The 14,834-nt window shown below is 44.4% G+C and carries 14 protein-coding genes and 1 tRNA gene; 5 read left to right on the plus strand and 10 right to left on the minus strand.

From position 1 onward, the window contains the following. Positions 1 to 394 precede the first annotated feature (394 nt). The 3 genes from QT998_RS08495 to QT998_RS08505 all read right to left on the minus strand — a co-directional run bounded on the left by QT998_RS08495 (position 395) and on the right by QT998_RS08505 (position 2,078). A complete protein-coding gene (locus tag QT998_RS08495) occupies positions 395 to 793 on the minus strand; it encodes an alr0857 family protein (protein ID WP_333090137.1) in 399 nt (132 codons plus the stop codon). A 74-nt stretch (positions 794 to 867) separates the two neighbouring features. Then, on the minus strand, positions 868 to 1,383 hold the full coding sequence (locus QT998_RS08500; RefSeq protein WP_194066360.1) for an HNH endonuclease: 516 nt from the start codon (positions 1,381 to 1,383) through the stop codon (positions 868 to 870). Between the two features lie 371 nt (positions 1,384 to 1,754). After that, on the minus strand, positions 1,755 to 2,078 hold the full coding sequence (locus tag QT998_RS08505; RefSeq protein ID WP_333113792.1) for a hypothetical protein: 324 nt from the start codon (positions 2,076 to 2,078) through the stop codon (positions 1,755 to 1,757). Positions 2,079 to 2,104: 26 nt separating this feature from the next. Between QT998_RS08505 and QT998_RS08510 the strand changes: the two genes are divergently transcribed. Both QT998_RS08510 and QT998_RS08515 read left to right on the plus strand, forming a co-directional pair. Beyond that, on the plus strand, positions 2,105 to 2,440 hold the full coding sequence (locus QT998_RS08510; RefSeq protein ID WP_194012344.1) for a hypothetical protein: 336 nt from the start codon (positions 2,105 to 2,107) through the stop codon (positions 2,438 to 2,440). A 182-nt stretch (positions 2,441 to 2,622) separates the two neighbouring features. After that, positions 2,623 to 3,975 carry a D-alanyl-D-alanine carboxypeptidase gene (locus QT998_RS08515; protein ID WP_333113795.1) on the plus strand — a complete coding sequence of 451 codons (1,353 nt, stop codon included), beginning with the start codon at positions 2,623 to 2,625 and terminating at the stop codon, positions 3,973 to 3,975. Between the two features lie 239 nt (positions 3,976 to 4,214). Here QT998_RS08515 and QT998_RS08520 read toward each other — a convergent pair whose 3' ends face one another. Together QT998_RS08520 and QT998_RS08525 are read right to left on the minus strand one after the other, a co-directional pair. Then, positions 4,215 to 4,958, minus strand: coding sequence for a TylF/MycF/NovP-related O-methyltransferase (locus QT998_RS08520; protein WP_333113797.1), 744 nt, complete (start codon positions 4,956 to 4,958; stop codon positions 4,215 to 4,217). Positions 4,959 to 5,594: 636 nt separating this feature from the next. Continuing rightward, positions 5,595 to 6,698 carry an N-acetylmuramoyl-L-alanine amidase-like domain-containing protein gene (locus tag QT998_RS08525; protein WP_333113799.1) on the minus strand — a complete coding sequence of 368 codons (1,104 nt, stop codon included), beginning with the start codon at positions 6,696 to 6,698 and terminating at the stop codon, positions 5,595 to 5,597. 390 nt (positions 6,699 to 7,088) lie between these two features. Between QT998_RS08525 and QT998_RS08530 the strand changes: the two genes are divergently transcribed. After that, positions 7,089 to 8,546, plus strand: a complete 1,458-nt coding sequence (locus QT998_RS08530) for a serine hydrolase (RefSeq protein WP_333113802.1) — start codon at positions 7,089 to 7,091, stop codon at positions 8,544 to 8,546. 160 nt (positions 8,547 to 8,706) lie between these two features. Here QT998_RS08530 and QT998_RS08535 read toward each other — a convergent pair. From QT998_RS08535 to QT998_RS27440, 3 genes are all read right to left on the minus strand, one after another. Next, positions 8,707 to 8,778, minus strand: a tRNA-Gln gene (locus QT998_RS08535). Positions 8,779 to 8,805: 27 nt separating this feature from the next. Next, positions 8,806 to 9,291: a hypothetical protein gene (locus QT998_RS27435; protein WP_442921950.1), complete on the minus strand. Its 486-nt coding sequence runs from the start codon at positions 9,289 to 9,291 to the stop codon at positions 8,806 to 8,808. A gap of 51 nt (positions 9,292 to 9,342) precedes the next feature. Beyond that, the gene (locus QT998_RS27440; RefSeq protein ID WP_442921951.1) at positions 9,343 to 9,531 is read right to left on the minus strand and encodes a hypothetical protein; all 189 of its coding nucleotides are present in this window, start codon (positions 9,529 to 9,531) and stop codon (positions 9,343 to 9,345) included. A 653-nt stretch (positions 9,532 to 10,184) separates the two neighbouring features. Between QT998_RS27440 and QT998_RS08550 the strand changes: the two genes are divergently transcribed. Beyond that, positions 10,185 to 10,574, plus strand: coding sequence for a response regulator (locus QT998_RS08550; protein ID WP_194013022.1), 390 nt, complete (start codon positions 10,185 to 10,187; stop codon positions 10,572 to 10,574). 165 nt (positions 10,575 to 10,739) lie between these two features. On the opposite strand, the gene cheB is transcribed toward QT998_RS08550, so the two are convergent. Continuing rightward, positions 10,740 to 11,828, minus strand: a complete 1,089-nt coding sequence (gene cheB / locus QT998_RS08555; RefSeq protein WP_194066582.1) for a chemotaxis-specific protein-glutamate methyltransferase CheB — start codon at positions 11,826 to 11,828, stop codon at positions 10,740 to 10,742. Here cheB and QT998_RS08560 point away from each other — a divergent pair. Then, the gene (locus tag QT998_RS08560) at positions 11,827 to 12,030 is read left to right on the plus strand and encodes a hypothetical protein (protein ID WP_333090126.1); all 204 of its coding nucleotides are present in this window, start codon (positions 11,827 to 11,829) and stop codon (positions 12,028 to 12,030) included. The two genes, cheB and QT998_RS08560, sit on opposite strands and share 2 nt — an antisense overlap. Here the strand turns inward: QT998_RS08560 and QT998_RS08565 are convergent. Then, positions 12,027 to 14,519, minus strand: a complete 2,493-nt coding sequence (locus tag QT998_RS08565) for a hybrid sensor histidine kinase/response regulator (RefSeq protein WP_333113807.1) — start codon at positions 14,517 to 14,519, stop codon at positions 12,027 to 12,029. The genes QT998_RS08560 and QT998_RS08565 overlap by 4 nt on opposite strands. Between the last annotated feature and the right edge of the window lie 315 nt (positions 14,520 to 14,834).

Consider the following 14,834-nt stretch of genomic DNA (forward strand, 5'->3'; position numbering starts at 1 on the left):
GCGACAGCACTGATGACTAATGACTAATGACTAATGACTAATGACTAATGACTAATGACTTCTTCCCTCTTCCTGATCAATACTTCGGACAGTTTTTTAAAGTTTCTGTAAGCTTTACAGTGCAAGCCTTCGCATTTTTAATCTTTTTTTCAAACTTAAGGCTAAACTTAAACTTTGAAAAAATAGTCCGCACTATAGCCAGCATGGGTTTCAGATACTCGATCCTGCCTAAAACTGTCCGAAGTATTGCCTGATGACGTTGTACCGAAAGCTCGGAGGCGACAGCACTGATGACTGATGACTAATGACTGATGACTAATGACTAATGACTAATGACTAATGACTTCTTCCTTCTTCCCTCTTCCTTCTTCCTTCTTCCTTCTTCTATCCGATATTAATCGCCAACTTCCCCGACAACCTCCGCAGCAGCCTGAGTTTCGAGCCATAGTTTGAGCAGCAATCGCTCGGCCCGATCGCCCAAAACAGTCGCAAACACGCCCTGGGCCCCCTCAGACTCGCCAGAAATCCACGTACCGCGCAGAGTCACCTCCACAAAATCAGCATCAGCAACACAAAGATCGATCGCCTCGCTATCATTTCGGCGGGCCTCAGATTCCAGCAGAGACAGCGCCGGCAAATTCGCCGGCAGCAAAAATGCCGCAGTGCTCGGTTCGACGCTGATGCTTTGACCAACTCGCATAGCCAGCACAACTCGCAGCGCCACTAACTGTTCGGGAGATTGAGCCAAACGCTCTAGGTTAAAGCCCGTTTCAGTGTAAGTCAACTTCAGCATATTGACAGCCTTAAAATTGAAATTTGTCAGTAGTCAGTAGTCAGTTGTCAGTTGTTAGTAGACTGACTAATTTCCTATTCCCCAATTTGGTATTCGTGCCAAAACATTTCGGAAAAAGCCACAGTGGGGTGCATAGGAGACTTCGGCTTAGTTCGCAAAGGCATTTGAGCTTCTATGGGAGTTCGATCGCCCTTACGAGAGTTGCACCCTTCGCAAGCAGTCACCACGTTGTCCCAAGTATGCAGCCCGCCCTTCGATCGAGGCATGACGTGATCCAGCGTCAACTGTCGGTTGCTGCCGCAGTATTGACAAGAATGAGCGTCGCGGCGCAGAACTTCCCGGCGATTGACCGGTGGCACTTTCCAAAGGCGTTCGCTGTTGGCAAAAGTCAAGCGGATGTGTTCGGGTACGTGGATGCTGGTGGTGGGCGATCGCACCAGCCAGCCATTGCCGGTGCTATAATCTAGAGCTTGGGCCTTGCCTGTTACCAAAAGTACGATCGCCCGTTTGATGTTGACACGGCTCATCGGTAGGTAATTCTGGGAAAACACCACCACAGATTGCCTCAATACATCAGTTAGTACGGTCACGGCTGCCTCCTCTTCATTAGGATTTTAGATTGAAGAATTTAAAATTTTTCGACTTCGCTCAAAACAAGTTTTAGATTTGGGATTTTGGGTGTTTCACCAGCATGATTAGATTTTAGATTTTGGATTGTGGATGTTTCACCAGCATTGTTAGATTGAAGAATTTAAATTTTTTTGACTTCGCTCAAAACAAGTTTTAGATTTAGGATTTTGGGTGTTGCACCAGCATTGGCTGAATCTGGTTTTTTGCCAGTTTCCCAAGCCTTTCCCAATTTCTCAAATATCCAATCAAATGCCCCCGCTTCTGTCGTACAGAAGCGGGGGCCCAAAAAACTGCTTTCATGCAAATTTTCATCCTGTATCGGTACAGTTTTTTAGCTGTACCTCCCGCTTCGCGTATCTTTCTCTGGCTGTGCCACTCCCAGACCGTCCCGGTCTACCTGGTTGTAATTAATTTCTGCATTTTGTCTTAATCCACTATAACCGGGTTTAATTGGGCTTATACGCGCCCGCGAGATTGCTGTGACGGTGACAAAACTCGCCATCAAGACGCGCAGTGACGAGTCGCTGCAACCACAAGGGCGATCGCCGCGCTGCGGTTGATAGGTGGAATTGGTGGAGAGAAATGTCACAGTAGGCACAAAGCGATCGGAGACCTTTAAATCTAGCTTTAAACATACTACACTGATATTACACATATGTCCACCTGTCACGGAGAAAAATAATGCATACCTTACCTAGAACCTCAACCACCGAAATGGAAGTCACCAGCATCCGACTAGAAAGAGAGCTCAAGGAGAGACTCAAAGAGCTCGCGGGGAATCAAGGCTATCAAGCTTTGATTCGAGATTTGCTCTGGAATTACGTCCAGCAGAAGTCTGGAGAGTATCGCCAGATGTTTTGCCGAGAAGATATTCGAGCCAGCATTAATGCCACAGCACAGCAGGAGGAACGCTGCGCGCTTACAGGAGAAGCAATCCGAGTTAATGAGCCGATGTTATTAGGCCTGACGATGCACGGGGAAATGGTGCCGCTAAGTATGGGGAGTATGGCTGGATAAACCAGTCGATCGAGAATTTGCCCGGCCTGGGGTGAAGGCCCCAGGCGCTGAATATCAAATCCTGAAGCGTTTCGAGATATCTATTTAACGAAAGCAAGAAGACGAGAAGTGCGCGAAGGAAGATCGGAGAAGGAAGAGGTGCAGCTAATGCTAAACTTTCCATCGGGTGTGCCGCAGGATGAATGGTCAATTTGATGGAAAAATTTATGGTAATGCTGAAAAACCGCTACTTGACTGCTGTAAGTTCGATCGCCATTCTCACAATTATTACCGGATGCGCCGCTACGGAATCACCCCAACTTGCAACTCCCTCTCCTGTAGCCGAATCTTCCCCGCCGCCGGTTAAACCGAGTCAGCCGTTAACAGTCTCTGTCAACAATTCCGAAACTGCCACAAATACCAAAATCCAGCAATATCTCAACGGATTGACAGCCCAAGGTTCTGCCAAAGAAGACCAAGGAATCTGGATGCAATCTGGCAATACTTTGCTAGCCAACCATCAAGGTACAGTTCCTCTGTCAGCAGCTTCCATTACCAAAGTAGCAACATCTCTGGTAGCCCTGCAAGAATTTGGGCCGGAACATCAATTTATTACTTTAATTAGTACCGACGGGACAATCAAAGACGGCGTATTAAAAGGCGATTTAATTATTCAGGGTAGCGAAGATCCTTTGTTTGTTTGGGAAGAGGCGATCGCCCTCGGTAACACCTTAAATCAAAAAGGCATCAAGCGCATCACTGGTAATTTGATAATTGTCGATAAATTTTACATGAACTTTGAATTAAATCCCCTCAAATCAGGAGAATTGCTCAAACAAGCATTCAACAGTCAAAACTGGCCCAGCGAAGCCGCCGCCCAGTATCAAACACTAGCTCCAAATACCCCAAAACCTCAAATAGTAATTGATGGTACTGTCAAAGTTGTGCCAGCACCTCCCACCAGCGTGCCTTTAGTCAAACATTATTCTTTGCCCCTCACCGAACTGATCAAAAAAATGAATCAGTACAGCAACAATCTCATGGCAGATATGCTCGCCGATAGTGTCGGCGGCGCGAAAATAGTTGCACAAAAAGCAGCAGCAGCAACTGGAGTTCCTCCCGCCGAAATTCAACTCGTCAACGGTTCGGGATTGAGCGAAGATAACCGTATTTCTCCCCGCGCCGCTTGTGCGTTATTTATAGCTTTAGAAGGCTATCTTAAACCTTACAGCATGACAGTTGCCGATGTCTTAACTGTAGTTGGAAAAGATAAAGGAATCCTTTCTGAACGACCGTTACCCAAATTAGCAGTAGTCAAATCTGGTACGTTGGATAATGTTAGCGCTTTGGGCGGAGCGCTGCCAACTCAAAAACAGGAAACAGTATGGTTTGTTATTATGAATCGAGGGGCAAATGTCGAGGAATTCCGCACTCAGCAAGAGGTTTTGCTGAAAAGCTTTTTGAAGGATTGGGGAACTGTTCAAGCCTCACCGGCGGAATTAACGCCAAATCCTGCTAGAAAGAGTAAGGTATCTCGCAACGAAATTGTCAATTAATTTGGTTGTAGTCAGGAGTTTCGTCCTTGATTGTTAAGTAGCGTAAGGTTCGCCACAAGCACCTAGCCCGCTTAGGGATGCAATGGACGGATTTGCGTCATTATTAGGTGTTGGCGATCGGCAATAAACCAGATTTATTACCCATCGCCCAATTCCGAGGAGTTCCCTATTTACGAAGGTGATGAAACACTCTAACGATAGAAACACCCGATTATTATCCCCATAAAACTGCTCTGTCTCTACAACTTGCGAAAATAGCCGTTGGAATACTCACAAGCATAGAGTACAGACACTTTTTCAGGCTTGTCTGCAAAAAACTCATCACAAGCACGTTTTACACCAGGCGATTTGAATGGCTCAGCAGTATGTGGACGTGAAAACACCTTTTCATCATAATAAATGCCAAATAAGCAAATAGCTCCTGGCGTTAGACGCTCGTACACATAGGGTAGTACATATTGAGTAGAGCTATATATATCGCCGTCCACAATTGCAAAGCTGATCCGATCTGGAAGACATGAAGGAACAGTATCCTCGAACCATCCTTTATGAATATGTGGTAGATCCAGTCCAACATCGGAAAAATTCTTTTTGAATTTGTCGAGTTTAGCTGTCATCGAACCTTGAGCGTATATTCCATCTTTTATATCGTCTTCTTGTAGTTTTGGAAGCCCTTCAAAGCTGTCAAACACATGAAATTGTTTCTCCGGCGCATACTCATTCAGAATTTTTTGGATCACAATGGAGCTTTCGCCGGCATTACAACCCACTTCGACAACATCACCCTCTACTTTGTATGCTGCTATTTGGCTTGCCAAATGAAAAATATTCATTCGAGCTTCTACAGTTGCCATACCAGGCGTTTTTGGAATAACTTGACCGTTCAATCGCAATTTATTCAATACCCGATTAGCCAAGCGATGGCGTTTGCGTGGAGTCCGGTGATCCCAATCAAAATAAGTTGCAATGAAAGTATTGTCCATGTCGTTTACTAGATGAAATTGTGAATAGTGGTTTAGAGAATGGATGACTTCACTTATAATCCTTGCGTCAGCAGCATAGCAGTGGAACCAAATTACATAGTTTTGAAGAGCGGTCGAAAAAACATTTTGGAACCTGCCAATAGCAAGGAATTTAAATAGAAGAAATGAAAATCCTATCTTTCCTAAAAAGTTGAATAACGCTCACTTCATTGAGAATAGAGATAGAGTAGCGAAAGAAAATGTTGCTACCTGAGATACTCCAAATTGGTTTACTTCTCTAGAATTACACGCAGTTATGAAATTACGATGAAATGCCGATCGCTGCAAAGCATGAAATCATCTCCTTTTCAGAAGAAAGAGGCAATTAAGCTGTTGCGGCAATTAAATTTTATGTAAAAAAATAAAACAATGAGTGGGCCGTTGCTCTGAGCATCACCCTGAATATGCAATGTTTATTTGCGCGACAGCTTAACAGCTTTGCTTGCGAGAATTTTATCGGCTATATTTTGGGGTGTATTGTGGAGTGGGTTTTGGTGGTTTGTCTGAAGCATAAAATCATGCAAAAACACCAAAAATTGTAACAGGTTTGTAGTAAGTAAGGGCTTTAGTTTTTTCTGTTGATAACCTCACATATCTTTATCTGGGATCGATCGCCCTAACGACTACAATGCCGATCGCGCTTTCGACTCTGCTAATATATCTTTGCAAGTCGTAAGCAACTGTCACAGCCCCAGCCGGCGAAGCATGAATTAAGCCCAGATTCCCGTCTGCATTCCTGTACACAAAACCCGTGTGGGTGACATCCAATCCTTTAAGATCCGTGGCTACCGCCACAATATCCCCCGGTTTTAACTGAGAATAAATACTTTTTATCCGATTTGTCGGGATGTAATTAACAATCGTTTTGGCTAAGTCTGCTTCTTGGTTGACTATGCACTGATAAGTTGCTTCGTCTTTGACCATTTGCGGGTAACTGCTGCGGTGCTGGCTCATGAAATTTAGTGTTTTATTCATGGGCACTCCGCCTAATTCAGCGGTGATGTTTTCTACTGTTTTCCGTTTTTGATTGTCGTTAATCCACTCAGAAAAATAGTGCAGGCGGCTGCAATAACCGTTCATTTTACCGTTTACATACCGCTGTTGTTCTAGGCGATTTACAAAGTTTTGATAGTCGTAATCTTTGACGGCTACGCCTCGCGAAATCGCTAAAACGGTTTCGACAAATAAAACGCAATCAAATTTATTTAAAGTTACGATCAACTTTTCTTCGCCGGAATTGTCAAGCAAATTCTCGGCGTAGGGTTTTCCTAGGAAATTGTCGGCGATCGCCTGTAGGATTTCTCCGATCGCGCGATCGGGCAAATTTTGTTGTTTTGCATACTGTACAATCTTTTCAAAACGTGCTATATCTTCGGGTTGTGCAGCATTTTCTCTCGCGGTATTGTCTGAGTCGGCTCCTCTAGCGAGCACTTCGAGCAATTGCGAATAGGAAATTTTAGATAAATTGTTGATTTCCCAAAACAGACTCGGGAAACTGGAAATAGTTTGGTTGTTTATTACGTCCCACTTTTCGCTTTTTTCCGTCAACTGGGCCGCTACATCCGCGCCCTGTGCTTTTGTTGGTCGATCGACAACAGCGACAGCAGGTGGAGGCTGAAATGCCCACACATCCGGTATCAAAGAATTATTCACAATGGCGATCGCAAATCCCCAAATAGCCGGACTCCAAAAATTTCTCATGTTTTTCAAAGGATTTTGCTTTAACCGAGTGCTATCCTGAAATCTTTACAATTATTAGAAGTCTGCATCAGCCTAGAAGAAAGCTCGAATTGGCAGTGGCGGACTCGGCTGATAAGTGTATCAGTCCATTTTAGATTTTAGATTTCAGATTTCAGATTTCAGAAATGAATCTCGGAGGGTCAACTACCCGGCCGCTTCGGGGTTTGTACCTGTTTTTGGGCTTGGTCATTTAAATTAGTTTCCCAAAAGAATCCGACTGTAAGCCCGCGATCCAAACCCTTATATAATCAGTGATTCGCAATTTTCAAATTTCAAATCTAAAATCTAAAATGGTATTATACGCCGACCTATTATAAACTTATCCTGCGAGTTTGATACCACAACACTGTAATGCAAGTAGACCGCCGACGCCCCCCCATCGGGCCCCAACGCCCCATCCAGCCCCGACAAAGCAGCAGCCGTCCAGTCCCATCCCGACAAAGTAGCAGCCGTCCAGTTGCATCCCCGCGCCCCATAGATTTCTGGGAAAAGTCGGTATCAATTCTTAAAATTATCTACGTTTATCTGCGTTCCTCTGCCTTATATCTGCGGTCTCTTTATCGAGAGAAGATGGATGCCAGAAGTTTAACCCAATCCCCACCCCAAAGCAGCCAGCGTCCAGTCAGGCGCAGACAAAGCAGCCAGCCTCCCGTCCAATCTCGTCGCCGAGTCAGGACGAAATTTTCTCGATTAAAATACGGTAACATCCTGTGCTTAGTTGCTGGGGCGATCGCGCTTTTTTGGATTGTCACAATACCCTTCAGAATTCGCCGTCCCCCAGAACCGCCAGTCATTTTGACTCAAGAACCCCTCTCGCCGCCGATAATTCAAACACCGGAAAGTTTAGTCGATCGTCAAAGCGAGCCTACCTTCAGCTACAACATCAAAACACCTCCTAATTTAACTTACTCTCAAGAATTGCAAGGGATTGTTGATGAAGCTGTGAAGATTGCGACCAGCAAAGGACTGCCTGCAGACAAGCTATCAATTAGCTTAATTGATGTTAGCAATCCCCAAACCCACAGCATTGCCGGATATCAAAATCAAAGTCTCAGATTTCCCGCTAGCGTTGCCAAGTTATTTTGGATGGCAGCCTTTTACTCAGCCACCGAAAAAGGCATAATTACGCAAAAAGAATCAACGTTCAAAAACGACCTAGAACAAATGATTGGTTTCTCCAACAACGATGCCGCCAGCCGGATTTTAGACAAAATCACTGATACAAAATCAGGAGTCCGGCTCGCAGGAGAAGAGTTGCAAACATGGCTGCAAAAACGCACGCAAATTAATTCATTTTTCCAGTCAGCCGGCTACAATGATATTCGTATAAGCACCAAAAATTATCCCATACACTATTTGCATCAAGAAGGCCCTATCGGTCGTGACTTGCAATTGCGGGGCGATGCTTCCCAGCCAATTCGCAATCAAGTAACTAGCGATCAAGCCGCCAGATTAATATATGAAATCTATACTAGGCAAGCTGTTTCCAGCATCGCCAGCCGCAAAATGGCTTACTTGCTGACGAGAGATTTAGACCCCAAGGCCTGGAAAAATGACCCTACCAACTCGATCAAAGGATTTCTGGGCGAGTCTTTACCAACTAAGATTTATTTTGGTTCCAAGGTTGGCTATACTTCCAAATCCCGCAGCGAAGTGGCATTTGTCAGGACTTTGGACGATCGCGCGATTTATATCTTAGCTGTTTTTGCTGACGATCCCGCTTATTCCAGAGACGAAACAGCATTTCCGGCCATTTCGCGATACGTGTTCGATCGGCTCAACGCTCGCGAGATCAAAAGTTCGCAGTGATCTGATGTGGGGCGATCGAACAACCACAATAAAATTGGTTTGCAGTCAGGACTTTAGTTTTTTGATTCAGAAACACTGAAGTCCTCACTACAAACATAATTCATTGGTTCGTAGTGAGGACTTTACTCCTTCTGAATCAACCATTGTACAAACAATTTAACTGGGGCGAAAGGATTCGAACCTCTGAATGGCTGGACCAAAACCAGCTGCCTTACCACTTGGCGACGCCCCAACGTCTTAACCTTCATCATATTAGCATTCAAACACCTAAATCTGTCAAGCATTTTGACAGTAAAATCTCAAAAATATTTTTTAAACCGATCGCCCGCCAGTTTTTTGTTTGACCGGTGCGGGGCGATACAGCGGGACTTAAATCCAGAAATCTGCTCCCTGTAAGGGTTCCGAGATACACTTCAAACTGCCACCCTGCTGTTCCACCACAATCTGGTAACTGATAGACAAGCCTAGTCCCGTACCCTGCCCCATCGGGGTTAGTGGTAAAGAAAGGGTCAAACAAGCGGGATTTAGCTTTTTGGGTCAATCTCTGTCCGCTGTCGCGAATCCGAATCACCACAAATTTGCCGTTAGCGGAGCCCGCCCCTACGGGGGCTGCGCCAACGAAGAGGATCGACTTTCCAAACTCAGCATTCTCCAACTCTCTGGCCACCAGCGCCGTCGAGATGGCGATCGTCTTGGGCGCGGGCCGATTTTCCCAAGAGTCGATCGCATTCCCCCAAATAGTCATAAATACTTGGTTGAGAGCTCCGGGATAGCACTCTACCTTCGGCAAGTCGCCCTAGTCTTTAATTACCTCAATTCCCGGTATCAGCCCGTTGGACTTCAAGCCGCCCTGCAAAATCAGCAGCCTGCTGTCAACCCCTTCGTGAATGTCCACCGGCTTCAATACCCGCCCCAGCAAAACAAGCTCTGTATTTTGTGTCGGGAGACTGTTGGCACAAGTCGCGTGCAGCCTGCTTGCGCCCAACTCAGAGCAACCCCTTGACTGAAATTGAAACTTTTGAGTTATGGAATTAGGACACCACAGATCTAAATACGATACAAATTATATTTCGACTTGACTGTGCTTTTTAATACTCCGGCTGGGTGAATCTAAGAGCCTCCCCAGGGAAAAAACACGCTTCACCCATACATCGCGGATAGCAGTTTACAGAGAATTTTTGAATAAGTCAGTCCTAGAGGCAGGCGAGGCACAAAACCCGGGTTTTTTTCCTCAAGCATCTCTGGGATGAGCAACGATTTTCCAAGAAACCGGATTTTTTGGAGCAAGTTCTCTAAATTTAAGTGTATTTTAAGGGACTTGTCTAATCCTGCGTAGGAGGCTTGCTGGTAGATTAAAATAATCAATTTGTGCCACAATACCAGTGCGGTTTACGAGTCTGTGCCACAGACTACTCAATTACAGTGAGAAAATGAAGTACAAAAGATTGCCAAAATGTTAAACTTTGTAACGATAGTTGGTCAAACTCGACCGTCGAGGGTTTTAGCATTGAGATGGAGATTTTGCAAGTGTTGTAATAGGCGATCGACTTTTCTAGCCATCCCTGTTTTCGAGCCCTTCGACATGGCGAAAATTATGTTTTCTCTTTTCAAAAGTTATAAATAAACCGGGAGAAGAATATGTCTGCAACTAGCATTCAAATACCAACTATTTTGGCAGTTGATGATAGCGTAGTAATGCAAGGACTGGTCAAACAAGCCTTAAGCAAAGAGTTTCGAGTTCTCGTGACAGACAATGCAGTCGATGCTTTATCAACGATTTATCACGAACAAATTTCTGTTTTGTTGCTCGATGTTTCGATGCCTGGTATTGACGGATTGGAACTCTGTCGCACAGTACGAAGCTTACCTCAATTTCAAAATTTGCCGATCGTGATGCTGACAGCCAGAGATGGAGCCTTTGATAAGGTGCAGGGTCGTTTGGCGGGAGCAACCGAGTATTTAACTAAGCCCTTTGATGCTGAAAAGTTGCGCGAAGTTATTGGTAAGTTTATCACTCTCAAATCATAAAAGAAGATGGGCGCGGTTTCAACCGCCGTCTCCTTCTATAGCAGTTAGATCTCTCATATGAGGTATTGACAGATCGATCGCTCAATCCCTCAATCCCCCAATTCCTCAATCTAAAATGTCAACTCCTCACCACGCTTGAAAAAGGCTATATATTTTCCCTAAGTGCTAAACTTTTAACTTAGCCAACAGCAGGGGAGCGATCGCGCTGATGGGTAAAACGTGCTGAGCTGCACCAAGGGCGATCGCCTCTTTCGGCATTCCAAAAACCACGCAACTGTCTCGATCTTGAGCAATTGTCAAGCCTCCTACTCGCGCGATCGCCAGCATACCCTCAGCACCGTCTCTACCCATTCCTGTTAGCAAAACACCAGCAGCCCCCCTACCATAAAAATTAGCAACTGACTTAAAAGTTACCGTTACAGATGGGCAGTGTCCCCCTTCACCACCACCTTCCGAATAAATAAATCGCCCTTGAGAATCCAATTCTAAATGACGCTTTTCAGGCGGAAAATAAATAATCCCAGCTTGCGGTAATTCCCGCAAACCAGCTATTCTCACCGGCAGTTTTGATTCACAACCCAACCAGTTAACCAATCCCTGCAAAAATCCTTCACTGATATGCTGGATGCAAATTACCGGCACTGGCAAATTAGCTGGAAACTGCGAAATAATCGACTGCAGCGCTTGCGGCCCGCCTGTAGACGCGCCTACAGCCAATAATTTAATAGTATGAGGCTTAAGATTTTCCCTGGATAATTGGTAATTGTGCGCTGATAATTGATTAATTTTTGGGCTGGGGCGATCGCTTGTTTCGATTCCTCCCAGCCTTTGATGCCGCGTAAATACTTTAACTCCCGACAAAACTTTAACTTTAGCAATTAATTCATTCGCGAGACGAGCGTAATCTGATGCCAACCCGCCAATCGGTTTGGGGAAAACATCTAATGCACCTGCTTCCATAAGTTCAAATACATTTTGAGTATCGCTTGCTTGTACAGAAGCACTAATTATTAAAATCGGTCGCGGGTATTTTTTCATCACTTCCTGCGTGAATTCTAACCCGTTCATTTTTGCCATATTAAAATCCGTACAGATAACGTCCGGCTGAAGTTTCGGAATTAATTCTAGTGCTTCTAACCCGTTGCAAGCGGTTCCTACAACTTGGATTTCTGGCGAAGCATCCAAAATGCGCTTGAGGACAATCGTAGCTACTGGGGAATCTTCTACTAACAATACTTTTATGACCGAAGACATGAATTTTTTAAGTAATTGGGAATGGATAATTGGGAATTGGGCGAGCGCGAAGCGGAGGGATTGGGAATTGGGAATGGATAATTGGGAATTGGGCGAGCGCGAAGCGGAGGGATTGGGAATTGGTAGCCGTCTCTCCCACTCTCCCACTCTCCCACTCTCCCCCTCTTCCTTCCCCTTCCCCTTCCCCTTCTTCTACAATTAAACTAACCTTTTCAAGGTTTCAATCAATACATCTTGATTGAACGTACCTTTAGGAATATAAGCATTAGCCCCGGCATCAGCCCCTCTTTTTCGATCTTCATCCGATGCCAAAGATGTTACCAAAATAATCGGCAACTCATTGTATTCTTTTTGCTCGCGAATTTTAACAGTAAGTCCTAAGCCATCCAAATTTGGCATTTGTATATCAGAAATCAGAGCATCAAAGTAGCGAGTTTTTAATTTATTGAAAGCATCCATTCCGTCTACGGCTGTCACCACTTCATAACCTGCACCTTCGAGGATGCGCTTTTCTTGAGTGCGGGTAGCGATCGAATCTTCTGCTAAAAGTATAACTTGTTTGCGGCTGACTGTCTCAACGGGCGATCGCCCGCCAGAAACCTCACGCGACGAAACTTGTTTGCGTACAGATTTTATCAAATCATGAGGATTGAGTACCATACAAACTTCCCCCGTCCCGAGAATCGTTGCACCTGAAACATTTCGCACCCGTTTCAACAATTGACTTTGAGGTTTAATCACCACATCCTGTGCGTCAATCAAAGTATCTATAAATAATCCCAATCTTTCCTCCCCAACTTTCAGGACAATACAAGACATTTTTTGAGAAGTTGAAGTCAGGGATTCTCCCTCTATTTTCCTGTTGAGTTCTTTCCAACTTTCCTCTCTCCACTCCTGATTTTGAGGCAGCCATTCTCCCTTGTTTAATTCTAATAAATCTGCCAAATACGCAACTGATAGCGGCTGAGCATCGACAAGTATAGTTGCTTTCCCTTCTAAAGTAAAAATATCAGAATTAGCCACCATTATCCCCGTATCAACAAATTCACTTGGCATCGCATAAGCAACACCTTCAACAGCTATAATTAATACATTAGCAGTAGCTATAGATGTGCCGATAGTTAGCCGAAAAATACATTCTTTTCCTGGTACAGATTCAACTTTAATGCTGCCTTTTAGTGATTCAACATTAGTCCGAACTACATCTAAACCAACCCCCCTGCCAGAGACTTCAGTAACAAATGTTCTGGTGGAAAAACCCGGAGCAAAAATCAACGATTCAATTTGGCTTTCTGTCATGACGGCGAGTGCTTCCGGCGTGCAAACGTTGCGTTTGACAGCAGTTTGTTTAATGCGATCGAGATTCAGCCCCTGGCCATCATCAGCAACTTCAATGATAATATTACTAGCAGTCTGGTAGCCTTTAATTCGGAGAGTAGCCACGGGAGGTTTGCCCAGCCTTTCGCGTTCGGCGGTAGTCTCGATGCCGTGGTCGATCGCATTCCGAATCAGGTGCATCAAAGGGTCTTTCATTTCTTCTAAAATGCGTTTATCAGCTAAAGTTTCCCCACCTTCAATGACTAATGCAACTTCTTTTTCTTCCTGCTTCGCCAAGTCTCTAACCGCTCGGGGAAATATATTAAAAATAGTAGACAAAGGCAGCAATCTAAGAGTGCGAATTCCTGAGCTTAATTCCTCGGCAATTAATTCGAGTCTAGCCGTATCTTCATCAACTAGATTGTTCAAGCGATTTACTAAAGTTCCCAGATGTTCTAAATGTTCTTCAGTCCGCTGGTAATATTTCTGAAACTGCATGAATATCTCGTTTTGTTCAGATCCGGTTTTCTCAGTTTCTATTTGATGATCGGCCAACCGATTTATAAAAGATTCTCGGCTCCAATCTTCCCACAAAGTGGTAATTTTTTCGAGTTCAGCAAGTCGGTGTACTAACCGAGTTTTGGTAACAGTTAGTTCCCCTGCTTGAGTCATTAAATCGTCTAAATTTTTGGTAGCAACGCGAATTGTTTCGATGCGGTAAGACGAACTAGAAGAACCATTCTTAACAGTCGGTTCGGAAGCCGATGTAACAGCGGGGCCAGAAGCGGCAGGCAATTTTTGAGATTTCGACAGCAATTCTCGCTCCGATTGTACCGTCAAAAAAGAGAAATTACTATCTAAATTAGTGGCTAAAGAAGTTTCATTATTTGTTTCTGGTGGCGTATTTTCCGAATTGGTAAATTGCGTTTTTACTAATGCTTGTTCTGGTACTTGTGAAGATGATGGTTCTGCTATCGGGGCGGCGGGCTGGGGATTGCTAGAAGCACCCATCATGCTAGCGAGCACGTAAAATGTATTGACGCCGGAATCTTGACCCGTGACGGCTTCGTTAACGAGTTGGCGAAGCGCCTCTAAACCTTGGGAAAGTCGATCGCTAAGCTCTGGATTTAGTTGAGTTTCTCCCCGCTTGATACCTCCCAAAATATGCTCTATTTGATGAGCTAAAGATGCTACATTTTTTACGCCCAACATCCCAGCATCACCTTTAAGAGAATGGGTTTCCCGCAGCAATTCTTCTAACTTAGCTAAGTCTCTTGGGTGTTGTTCTAAGTACAGAAATCCATCGTCTAGTTTCTGCAAGTGTTCTTGACTAGCAATTTTAAATACATCTCGTAGTTCTTGATCTTCTATCATATATATCTTTGGATAATTGGTAATCGCTAATTGGTAATGGCTAATTCTTCAGGAGCATCTCAGTTTTGCAAAAAGCATTTTTTTATCATAGTGCGAGTTTAATATCTCGCGTATTGTACAAATCGCGAGCGGGGAGGCTCGCACTGTAAATGCAAAACTGAAATGCGCCCAATTTTTGATTAAATCCATTAAATCCATTAAATCCTGTATACCCCTCGTTTCCGAACTTCCTTCTGACATCACAGACTTGAAATTTAATGCAGCTTCGTTAGGTTTTTGAGTGCCGATTTTGGCTTGAGTAATGCCACTGACTGT

The organism is Microcoleus sp. S1D4, from assembly GCF_036700765.1.
Lineage (GTDB): Bacteria > Cyanobacteriota > Cyanobacteriia > Cyanobacteriales > Microcoleaceae > Microcoleus.

What these genes read in the sequence shown, in the direction of transcription:
- QT998_RS27435 (WP_442921950.1), bottom strand. Translation starts at nt 9,291, where the DNA reads ATGACTATTTGGGGGAATGCGATCGACTCTTGGGAAAATCGGCCCGCG.
- QT998_RS08565 (WP_333113807.1), bottom strand. Translation starts at nt 14,519, where the DNA reads ATGATAGAAGATCAAGAACTACGAGATGTATTTAAAATTGCTAGTCAA.
- cheB (WP_194066582.1), bottom strand. Translation starts at nt 11,828, where the DNA reads ATGTCTTCGGTCATAAAAGTATTGTTAGTAGAAGATTCCCCAGTAGCT.
- QT998_RS08525 (WP_333113799.1), bottom strand. Translation starts at nt 6,698, where the DNA reads ATGAGAAATTTTTGGAGTCCGGCTATTTGGGGATTTGCGATCGCCATT.
- QT998_RS08560 (WP_333090126.1), top strand. Translation starts at nt 11,827, where the DNA reads ATGAATTTTTTAAGTAATTGGGAATGGATAATTGGGAATTGGGCGAGC.
- QT998_RS08495 (WP_333090137.1), bottom strand. Translation starts at nt 793, where the DNA reads ATGCTGAAGTTGACTTACACTGAAACGGGCTTTAACCTAGAGCGTTTG.
- QT998_RS08510 (WP_194012344.1), top strand. Translation starts at nt 2,105, where the DNA reads ATGCATACCTTACCTAGAACCTCAACCACCGAAATGGAAGTCACCAGC.
- QT998_RS08520 (WP_333113797.1), bottom strand. Translation starts at nt 4,958, where the DNA reads ATGGACAATACTTTCATTGCAACTTATTTTGATTGGGATCACCGGACT.
- QT998_RS08505 (WP_333113792.1), bottom strand. Translation starts at nt 2,078, where the DNA reads ATGTGTAATATCAGTGTAGTATGTTTAAAGCTAGATTTAAAGGTCTCC.
- QT998_RS08515 (WP_333113795.1), top strand. Translation starts at nt 2,623, where the DNA reads ATGGTCAATTTGATGGAAAAATTTATGGTAATGCTGAAAAACCGCTAC.
- QT998_RS08550 (WP_194013022.1), top strand. Translation starts at nt 10,185, where the DNA reads ATGTCTGCAACTAGCATTCAAATACCAACTATTTTGGCAGTTGATGAT.
- QT998_RS08530 (WP_333113802.1), top strand. Translation starts at nt 7,089, where the DNA reads ATGCAAGTAGACCGCCGACGCCCCCCCATCGGGCCCCAACGCCCCATC.